Annotated in this window: 9 protein-coding genes; 1 reads left to right on the top strand and 8 read right to left on the bottom strand. The window is 35.0% G+C overall.

The features are described 5' to 3' along the window. Window positions 1-10: 10 nt before the first annotated feature. The 4 genes from NTX65_15585 to NTX65_15600 all read right to left on the bottom strand — a co-directional run bounded on the left by NTX65_15585 (window position 11) and on the right by NTX65_15600 (window position 4,910). Complete coding sequence (locus tag NTX65_15585; protein MCX6170761.1) at window positions 11-451, bottom strand: hypothetical protein; 441 nt, start codon at window positions 449-451, stop codon at window positions 11-13. Window positions 452-547: 96 nt separating this feature from the next. Continuing rightward, the gene (locus NTX65_15590) at window positions 548-733 is read right to left on the bottom strand and encodes a CsbD family protein (GenBank protein MCX6170762.1); all 186 of its coding nucleotides are present in this window, start codon (window positions 731-733) and stop codon (window positions 548-550) included. 479 nt (window positions 734-1,212) lie between these two features. Next, window positions 1,213-2,421, bottom strand: coding sequence for an aminotransferase class I/II-fold pyridoxal phosphate-dependent enzyme (locus NTX65_15595; protein MCX6170763.1), 1,209 nt, complete (start codon window positions 2,419-2,421; stop codon window positions 1,213-1,215). Window positions 2,422-2,816: 395 nt separating this feature from the next. After that, window positions 2,817-4,910 carry an ATP-dependent RecD-like DNA helicase gene (locus NTX65_15600; protein MCX6170764.1) on the bottom strand — a complete coding sequence of 698 codons (2,094 nt, stop codon included), beginning with the start codon at window positions 4,908-4,910 and terminating at the stop codon, window positions 2,817-2,819. A gap of 256 nt (window positions 4,911-5,166) precedes the next feature. Between NTX65_15600 and NTX65_15605 the strand changes: the two genes are divergently transcribed. Next, window positions 5,167-5,976, top strand: a complete 810-nt coding sequence (locus NTX65_15605) for a class I SAM-dependent methyltransferase (GenBank protein ID MCX6170765.1) — start codon at window positions 5,167-5,169, stop codon at window positions 5,974-5,976. Here the strand turns inward: NTX65_15605 and NTX65_15610 are convergent. Genes NTX65_15610 through NTX65_15625 form a run of 4 tightly spaced genes read right to left on the bottom strand, consistent with a single transcriptional unit; the run spans window position 5,973 to window position 10,571 of the window. Continuing rightward, the gene (locus NTX65_15610; GenBank protein MCX6170766.1) at window positions 5,973-7,136 is read right to left on the bottom strand and encodes an amidohydrolase family protein; all 1,164 of its coding nucleotides are present in this window, start codon (window positions 7,134-7,136) and stop codon (window positions 5,973-5,975) included. The genes NTX65_15605 and NTX65_15610 overlap by 4 nt on opposite strands. Before the next feature lies 1 nt (window position 7,137). Continuing rightward, window positions 7,138-7,854 carry a class I SAM-dependent methyltransferase gene (locus NTX65_15615; protein MCX6170767.1) on the bottom strand — a complete coding sequence of 239 codons (717 nt, stop codon included), beginning with the start codon at window positions 7,852-7,854 and terminating at the stop codon, window positions 7,138-7,140. After that, a complete protein-coding gene (locus NTX65_15620) occupies window positions 7,851-9,365 on the bottom strand; it encodes a radical SAM protein (protein MCX6170768.1) in 1,515 nt (504 codons plus the stop codon). The genes NTX65_15615 and NTX65_15620 overlap by 4 nt, the downstream gene beginning before the upstream one ends. A gap of 6 nt (window positions 9,366-9,371) precedes the next feature. Next, window positions 9,372-10,571 carry a hypothetical protein gene (locus NTX65_15625; protein MCX6170769.1) on the bottom strand — a complete coding sequence of 400 codons (1,200 nt, stop codon included), beginning with the start codon at window positions 10,569-10,571 and terminating at the stop codon, window positions 9,372-9,374. Window positions 10,572-10,584 lie beyond the last annotated feature (13 nt).

The raw sequence follows: 10,584 nt of genomic DNA on the forward strand, positions 1-10,584 counted from the left end.
CGCTCACAGGTTAATCTTTCTTTGAAAATAAATCTTTTATTCCTTTACCGACTGCTTTTAAATCACGGTTAAACCCTCTTTTAAAAATTACCCATTGATCTTTTCCTTCATACTTATACTCACTTATCTTTTTCTTCAGTTCTATATTTCTTTCTTCTAGTACAACAATTTTTTTCTCATACTTAATCTTGAATTTCTCGTCAGCGGTTTTGATCTTCACTTTGAATTCTTCAATACTTTTTTCGTTAGCAGCAATTTTAAGATCTACACCGGCTTTAAATTCACGGTATTCCTTATCGCTTTCTGCCTGTGCATCATTCAACTCAATTTTTGCAGCTTTAACTTTTTCTTTTGCAGTTTCTACTTTAGTTGCCTGTGCAAAGTTGACATTTGATAATGCTAGGCTGCTTATCAAAGCTATTGCCGTTACTATGATGCTTTTGATTTTCATAATTCTCCTTGATTGTAATTTAGAAATATTCATTTAGTTTATTCTTTTTGGCCGGATATTCTTCCAGCTGGAACTCATTAAATTTCTTCGCGCATTCTATAATTTTGAAATTATGTTGTGTAGCTCTTCTTTAGTTTTTTCAAGTTTACTTTGCAATCTTCCCAATAATTCTTCTTCCTTACCTTTTTTGAAAAGCTGATCATCGTCGGTCAGATTTGCGTATTGTTGTTTTAGTTTCCCTGCAAATTCCTTCCAGTTTCCTTTAAGTAACAGCGAATTCATTGATTGTCCTATTTTTATGGATAAATTATTCAACATTGTTTGTTGTTTTGTGTAGTATATTATGAAGGAATTAAGCAGTGTTCAATCGGGCAAAAGGATGAAAAAAGGACTACACCCTTTAGGTCAACTTCCGGATTTCGATCTTCTTGATGATCATTGAGATAAAATTAAGAGCTGATATTTCTAAATTATTCGAGCAAGTTGGGTTTTTGAGACATTCCGCAAAACATCTACTTTACATGTCATTCTGATGAGCAAAGCGAAGAAGAATCTTTTTATTTGAGACGCACCATAGTGCGTCTCTACAATTATGTTATTAAAATTCTTTGAGATTCTTCCTCTTCGACAAGCTCAGAGTCAGAATGACATCAATCATTTTCTTTTTTGAGACGACTCTCGAGTCGTCTCTACATTAATTTCTTACATAAATTATTCGATTAAGAATTTGAGACACACCGCAGTGCATCTCTACATTTATTTTATAAATGTGTGAAGATATTTCTTATTCTCTCCAATCCTTCTTCAATAATGTTGATTGGTGTAGTGGAGAATGAAAATCTCACATTATCGATAAAATAATCCCCGAAACATGAACCATAGACAGATGCGACGCCTTCCTTAAAGAGAAGATTGTAGATATAAACTTTCCGGTCCTCTGTATTAAGATTATTTGGAATAAAAGAAGAGAAATTAGGGAATAAATAAAATCCGCCGGCGGGTTTTGTAACGCTCATTCCTTCAATTTTAGTTAAACCGTCAAAAAAATGATTTCTTCTATTTTGAAACTCGGTTACCATATTTGCAATCGCTTTTTCACTTTCGGTTTTATTGCTTAATGCTTCTGCGGCGGCATGCTGAAGAAATGTTGTAACACCGGCAGTCTGTGTATAATTACCGAGCTTAAGGAGTTTTGGAATCTGTTTATTTCGGGTAACAAGATAACCTAAACGCCAGCCAGTCATTGCGTAGCTTTTAGATAATGTAAATGTGCTGATTATATTATCATATTCCAGAGAGGTTGGACTGAAGTGCTTAGCGTTGTCAAAAACAATTGCTTCATAAGCTTCATCTGAAATGAGGAACGCCCCGTGTTTCAAACAAAGTTCTGCTATAGCAGTCACTTCCTCTTTCGTGAAAAGTTTTCCGGTTGGATTTTGCGGTGTGTTGAGATAAAAGAAAGCAGCACCTTCGAGTTCTTTATCAAGACGGTCGAAGTCGATGCTGAAATCAGGTTCGAGAGGAACCTGTTTAAAATTTGTAGCGCAATAAGGAACAAAATTTTCGAGAACGCAGCTCCAGCACGGCGCAAACCCAACTCCCTTCTTCCCTTCAAATAATTTGAATGATAATTCCAGCGCTTCCTGACCGCCGTCGGTACAAACAATATTTTCTCTATCAAATCCTTTTGCCTGATTGAAATAATCAAGTTTGTAAATGATCGCGTCTTTAAAAATATCTTCACCGCCGGATTTAGGATATTTTGTAAATCCTTTATCGAGAGCTTTTTTTGCCGCATCAACAATAAATTGTGGAGTATTAAAATCAATTTCACCGCGCTGAAATAGAATAAAATCTTTTCCGGTTGCAGATTTATACTCCGGCGCTTTCTTCCTGACCTCTTCGCTAATACTAACGATAGGCGACATTCTTATGTTTTGTAAATTTTCACTGAATGTATTTGTGCTCATATAATACCTTTTTTATTGAATGTATTTTTTTTGGGCAGGGATGTAAAAATCAATTAATCCGAAAAGAAGATAAAATATTTTTATCAGTCTCTCAAGAAGTAGACAAGATCATTTCATAAATATTTTTGTAAATAGTATAATCGGGACAACTTTAGTGGATTACATCTACTGTATTCTAAATATGAAAATCACATTAGTTTTTCAGACGCCCCTCTAGGCTTCTCTACATTTAATAATGTCATTCTTATTAGAGAAGTGAAGCGAAATCTTTCATTTGAGACGCACCACGGTGCGTCTTTACAAATAATATTTCTGAGACAATTGAACCGATTGTCTCTACATTTAATATTCTTCATCCACTAAACTAGAGTTTATAAAAAGATGTGCTGAAATGTTCAGTTTGCTCTGAAGAGTGAAGTATTTCTTTTCTTCGATTTTTTATTTCCGACTGCCATTGCAAGGGCTTGTTTGGATCCTACAAGAATCATCATCTTTGATGCGCGCGTTACTGCCGTGTATAAAAGATTTCTTTGAAGCATAATGTAATGAGCAGTTGTTACCGGCATAATAACGCACGGATATTCCGAGCCCTGAGACTTATGAACTGTAATTGCATATGCAAGTGTTATATCATCGAGTTCGAGAAAATCATAACCTACATTTCTTCCGCCGAAGTTGATTTCAAGTTTCTGATCTTCAATTTCGATTTTTTCGATCAATCCGATATCTCCGTTATATACATCTTTATCATAATTATTTCTCAGCTGCATAACTTTGTCACCGATCTTAAATTTTTTTTCTCCGCGTGCAAGTAATATTTTTTTTGGATTCAATGCATTCTGCAGTTTATCGTTCAGGTTATTCGCTCCGGTATCGCCCTTATACATCGGTGTAAGAACCTGTATCTCCTTCATCGGATCGAAACCGTATTTCTCAGGTAATCTCTGCTGACACAATTCCGTTATAACATCGGCAATCCTAGAATTATCATTCTCCGGAATAAAAAAGAAATCAGATGATTCATTATTGAGAAGAGTTGGAAATTCTCCTTTGTTGATCTTATGAGCGTTTACAACAATCCGGCTCTCTTCAGCCTGGCGGAATATTTTCGTAAGCATTGCCGTGGGAATAATTTCCGATTGAATCAGATCATGCAGAATATTCCCGCAACCGACGGACGGGAGCTGATCTACATCCCCGACAAGAATTAATGTAGTATTTAGACTAACCGCACTTATCAAACTGTTCATTAATAATGTGTCTATCATTGAGATTTCGTCAATAACAAGAAGATCGGTTTCAAGCGGGTTTTCTTCATCACGCTGAAAGAGATGGTCTTGAGGATTATACTCCAGCAGACGGTGAATTGTCTTTGCTTCCATACCGATCACTTCACTCATTCTTTTTGCTGCTCTTCCGGTCGGCGCGGCAAGCATAATATTTTTCTTTAATATTTTATAAGATTCGATTATTCCTTTGAGTGCCGTTGTTTTACCGGTGCCAGGTCCCCCGGTCAAAATCAGAATTTTATTAGCAAGAGAATTGCGGATCGCCTCAAGCTGTTCTTCGGAATAGACTGAATTTAACCGGATCGATTTTATTTCTTTTTCAGAAAACTCGCTTGAACGTTCGGATAAAGCTTTTATTTTTTCCTCAATATTCCTTTCGGCTTCATAATAAAACGAGAGATAAATTTTTTCATTTATAATTTTAATCAGATTTTGCGATTCCATCTCTCGGAAAAGCATTAATGAATCGGTCAGATCGGTACCCAATACTTCGTAACACTTTGAGATAAGTTCTTCCAATTGAAGAAACACATGTCCGTCCCCGGAAGCTTCATTCAGAACATAAGTAATTCCCGCTTTAATCCTTTTTGGATGATCTTCGCTAAAGCCGACACTCTTTCCTATAGCGTCGGCAATTTTGAAACCGATTCCCCAGACATCGTAAGTAAGTTGATAAGGATTATCCTGAACAATTTTAACCGAGTTGGCGCCATATGTTCTGTAAATTTTTAAAGCATATGAGGAAGAAATATCAAATGATTGGAGGAAGATCATTATTTCTTTGATCGCTTTTTGTTCTACCCAGCTTTTCTTAATGAGATCAAGTTTTTTAATACCGATCCCCTCAATATCTAGAAGCCGGTTTATATCAACATCAAGAATCTCAAGCGTTTCTTCCTTGAAATAATTAACGATCTTCTCCGCTGTTGCCGGTCCAACACCTTTAATTAATCCCGAGCCGAGATATTTTGTAATTCCCGTGATTGTTGATGGATAGACGATGGAAAAGGATTCGATCTTAAACTGTTCACCATATTTGGAGTGAGTTTCAAACTCACCGGATAGTTTTAGTTTTTCTCCAACTTTTACATTCGGTAATATACCGACGGCTTTCAAGCCATTCGAGAATGATGCAATGCAGTATCCGGTGACTTCATTCTTGTAAAGAAACCCGTCTAATATTGCTTCTATTGTTTGCATTTGTTTTTCAATTTCATAATTGAAATATAATATTCAGCGGGCTCAATAGAACGCAGACGACACAGATTTTTTATGTTCTTCGCTGATACAATCGAGGTCAATGCAATTGCCACGTCTCGCTTTGCGGAACTTTCAATGACAGATAATAATTATTATTCAATCAGTCACACCAGTTTAGCCGGTTCAATATTTCTCATTACGGATAATTGTTATATATTCATATAAGCTAAACAGATTTAAATCTGGATAATAATAGATGATCGGTAGATTCCAAGAAGTAAGTGAAGCGTTCAGCCGTCAGTCTGAAATTTTTGACTCTTACGAAAAAGGAAATGAAATTTTAAGATGGATGCGCTCGGTAACACATGAACATCTTGCCCGGCATTTAAAAAAAAATGATAAGATTCTTGAATTAAATTCCGGTACGGGGCTCGATGCGGTTTATCTTGCAAAGAAAGGATATAAAATTCATTGCACGGATATATCGATCGGAATGCTGGAGAAGTTGAAACAAAAAATTGAAAATCAAAAATTAGGAAACTTGATTTCATATCAGCTTCTTTCTTTTACCGATCTGGATAAACTAGAGAAAAATAATTATGACTACATTTTTTCTAATTTCGGCGGATTGAACTGTGTTAATGATTTGAGCGCCGTCTTCGCGAATTTTGGAAAGATTTTAAAACCGGGAGGTAAAGTTACACTTGTAATTATTCCACCGGTCTGTCCGTGGGAATTACTTCTCGCATTGAAAGGAAATTTCAAAACCTCGTTTAGAAGACTTCATAATGCCGGTGTTGCTGCTAACGTTGAGGGAGTTAAATTTACAACTTACTATCACTCGGTTAGAAAAACAGTAAAGTCTCTCGGAAATGAATTCAGCATAATTGAAGTTCAAGGGCTTGCGTCTATAAGTCCGCCGCCATATATGATAAATTTCCCAAAGAAATATCCGAGATTCTATAATCTCTTAACAAGGATTGAGAATAAATTATCACATACATTTCCATTCAACCACTGGGCAGATCATTTTATTATAACTGCCGAATATCATCCCACAGTTTAATTGATCTCAAACGGAAACTGATATTCCGGAAGAAATTTATTGATAGATTCTTTGAGTTCTCTGATTCCTTTTGTAATATATTTTTGGACCGAGTTTATAATAATCAAATCAAACTTATTTTCAATAAGTAGCCTGTGTTGATCAGCCAAATTTTTATCAATGAAAACTATTAGGCCGTGTTTTAATATCAGCAGAATATCTTCCGGATTCGTGTCGTAAAAACTATCCCATCCATTTTTATGTTTTCTTTTAGAGACAACAATATCAGCAGAGTTATTGATTGAAATGGAACCGTAGGATTTGATATTCCATATTTCAGCCGTTGTTCTTGTTAAGCTATTATATAATTCTTCGTCACCAAGACAATTCATTTTTCGTGCAAGGCGAAGATGATTCCAAAGATTCCAATCGGCACTTAAAGGTGAATCTGTACCAAAGAGAATCTTTGTATTGATTTTTAACTTATCAATTGTCGCCGTTTTATCATAAAGGATAATATTGGAGTCCGGGCACCAAACCAATGCCTTGAATTCTCTGCTTTGTGTCTCGTTCATTGAAATTCCATGAACGGCTATGATCTTTTTCTTAAAAACATTCTTATTTATCAATTTATTAATCTCATTAAATGATTCAACATTTGTCCCTTCACCTAAATGGATTACAAAAGGTTTTCCGTTGAATAATAAATTCAGTTTATAGAACCAATACTTTTCCAATCTGATCGAGTGAAGATAATTATATTTTTTAATGAGGCCCGGCAAATTACCGTAAGAATTAGCGGGACCGTTTCCATGATGCGCCACATTTGTTACACCACAAATCAAATTCTTATAAAGTCCCCATTTATATTTTAACTCGTAAGGGACCTTCAAAACTTCTTTAATTTTTTCATTGTCAACGGAATGAATATCTTTCCCCCATTCTACATAATCATTATAAATTCGATTACCGAGTTTTGGGAAGAGACTAAACTCCAGGTGATCGTGTGAGTTTATCAATCCCGGGAATGCAATTGCATCATCAAAATTGATGACGATCCTATTTTTTTGATCACCATTTTTAGTTTTGATTGAATCAATAGAAATTATTTTGGAGCCAGTAATTTCTATGGACGAAGGATTAGTTTCCTTGCCGATTATGTAAACATTATTCAGAATCATGTTACCTGCTCAAATGTAGTCCGTAGATAAAGGGAGTCCCCTCAAATTTTTCATAAACCGGAAGTGCGTTATGCTCCACGTAAAAATGTTTTACATCTTCTTCAATCTTTTTTTCGATCAAACGGAGAGTTCTAAATCCGTAGGAGGAGAGTCGTTTTTCTATTTCTGTTATAGTGTGAATATAATTTTTAATTGTTAGCGACCTATTTTTATGAATAAAAGTTCTTGAACCACCTTTTGCCAGCATTGCAGGATGAAAATCAGTTATGATGATCTCCGAATTCTTTTTTAAGACTCTATTCCATTCAGCAATCATGTCATCAATTTTTTTTATATGGGCAATGACAAGAGTAGAAATAATAATATCAGTTTCATTATCATCCATGAGAGGCAATTTGTTATCAAGAATAAGATAGGTTTTAGCTGAATCGTATTTAGATTCTAATTTTTTTAACATGTTTGAAGAGACGTCGCAGCCAATAATATTTTTTGGATTAGATTTAAGAAAGAGAGGCCAGTTTCTTCCGGTACCACATCCGTAATCGAGTATTAACTTCCCTTTTAATTCCATTTCCGATAATAAATCGCGCAAAATTATATTATCATAATAGAGCATTAAATTATTTTGTTCTTGATCATAAGTATCAGCCCAAAGATTATATGCATCTTCAGCGTTGTAAATATTTTTCCCCTTTAAGAAAGCAGATAATTTTTTCATTCTACATAAAATCCTTCTATCTCCGGCTGACGGTACCGCAGCCAATATTTCTGCAAAATTTTTATTTCGTACGGCAATGTGTATAACTTCAAATTGTATCTGATCCTTGATACCAATTTAATCGTTGCTCGTTGAAGGGGCGACAATTTAATATCGGAAACTGTCGGATAAGATCCGTTCAATACGGTTTCAAAGTTTTTAATTTTATTGACCATTCCATCTTTAAGCCAAGGCGTTAAAGGGTTCTTCCTTAAATCAAATTTTTCCCAATGCGGATTGATCCAATCTTCCAGTTTTTCCGGAAATTTAAATCCCTTATTTGCTGCCTGCTTGAATAATTCCGAATCACCCATCGGTACCGGACTGTATATATAGATAATTATTTCTGTCTCTGGATTAATTTCCTTAATCGCGCGAATAAAATTTATGTCTTCCTCAATTTGTTTCATAACTGCTTCATCGGAACTTCCGGGAAGTCCCAGAACAAAAGAATATTCCGGGATGATATCAAAAATTTTCATTCGTGCTGCAAATTTTTTAATCTGTTCTTTTGATTGAGTTCCACCTTTGTTCATTTGTTTCAGTACTTCATCGTTTCCACTCTCGGCGCCAAAGAAGATCATCCTGCACCCGGCATCACGCATCAATTTAAGAGTTGAATCTTTGTAATTATTAACCGTGTCAATTCTTCCCTCACCCCACCAGATAATATTCTCATTTTTTATAAGCTCTGAAAATTCAATTGTTCGCTTCTCCGATACAAAGAAATTATTATCATGAAATTCTATTGCATTGCCGCCGTATTTATTCTTAAGATAAATAATATCATCGTAAATTTTTTGTGCCGATCTTCCTTTCCAGCGGGCATTATAGATCGGGACTATGGCGCAGAAAGAACAAGAAAAAGGACAGCCGACGCTTGAGTGATAAGCGATAGTCTTTGAGCCGAGAAATGTTTTTCCAAGATAATAATTGAGTGGATAGAATTCGTTCAACTTATCATACGGAAGTGTAAAGAGTGAATCCTGGTCGTACAATTCATCTTTCGGATTGATAATTATCCGATTATCATTTTTAAAGATCAAATTGTTGATTGAACCGTATTCAATTCCGGATTCAAGAGAATCAATAAGATTCGGGAATGCATGGTCCCCCGGACCATTAATAATAAAATCGACATAACCCGATTCAAGAACAACTTTAGGCTGATTTGACGGAAAGTAACCGCCCCAAATAATTTTAATATCATTAAATGATTTTTTAATTTCTTTCGAAATAATGATTGCCTGCTTTAACTGTGGTCCCGGCATAACGGTAATTCCAAAATACTTATAGCTACCGGATTGAATAGCTTTAACAATTTTTTGCAAAGGGTTCTTCTCGATATTTCCATCAATAATTAGGTAATCATACTTTCCTTCTACGGAAGCGGCAATAGACAATATAGAATTTGGAATTCTTGGTTTTGAATTAGCGCTGCGCGGATTGAATAAAATAATTTTATTGTTCATAATTAATTATGATGTTTGGCCTAATTCTATTTGTCCCACGTTTATTTTTTTAATCCCGACTAATCCAACTTTATTTTCGAAATAAAAATAAAACATAAGCGTAAGCAGTTCGCCGGCAACACCGGAAATCAATGCACCCGTTAATCCGAGGATAGAAATCAAATAATAATTAAGAGGGATACTCAACAGAAGAACCGTAATTCCGCTGACGAGAATTAATGATTCCTTCTTAATTTTATAAAGAAGATAAACTCTTATTGTATAATAAAAAATTGGTACGATGTAGATGAAAACCAGAATGATCATCTGCAAACTCAAATTGATTACGTATAACTTTTGAAGAACGAATGCGAGAGAAAGAGTTATTGGAATTGATGCAAGCAATCCTGTCAATGTAAATTTTAATGAGAATTTTGAAAGACTCGCTTGATTCATCCGGTAAATTTCTTTTAAGAATGGCTGAATTACAAATCCTGTTGCTGCCTGAATTAGAATTATATAATTAATTAGGATCTGGTAAATTGCCAATTCGGTTTTGGGGAGAAGCAAAGCCACAAAATAGAGATCAAGCCGTGTTTGAAGCATTCCAATCGTTCCTAAAATGAAAAAAATAAATCCGGCTGATAAGATTTTATAATTCAAAGAAAAAGAAAACTTAAACTTCAGCGATTTACGGAAATGAAATGCGTATACAATTAATCGAATTGATTCGTTAAGAGCAAGAAGTATTAAAACAAATTGAATAGTTATACTTTTCTGGAGATAAAAGAGAGTTCCCAAAAGAAGGAATGAGAGAATTATCTCAAGAATTAGAAAGATCCGCATTCTTATAAAAAATAAAATCAATACTTCGAATGATCGGCTGATAAAGAGTATTGATTGCCAAGTAATCAATATAACTTTAATATTGCCCGGTATATCAATCAGCAGAACTACTAATGAGAAAAATATCAAAAGCGGAAAACGCGCTTTTAGATTTTCAAACCAATTGATTCCTACATTCGCGGGATCAACTGCAAATTCTCTTAATAAATACTGCTTGCTTCCCCATCCGATCAATTGAGCTCCTAAATTAAAAATGATCAGGTAAGAGACAAGTTCGCCCCATGTCATAAATGACGAATATTTAATTACAAAAAGAGAAACAAGACTATTAAGCCCAACAGGAATTATATTTCTAGCCGAGTTGCCGAATACGGTGCTCAACCTTCTGCTCCAC

The organism is Ignavibacteriales bacterium (genome assembly GCA_026390795.1).
Lineage (GTDB): Bacteria > Bacteroidota > Ignavibacteria > Ignavibacteriales > Melioribacteraceae > Fen-1258.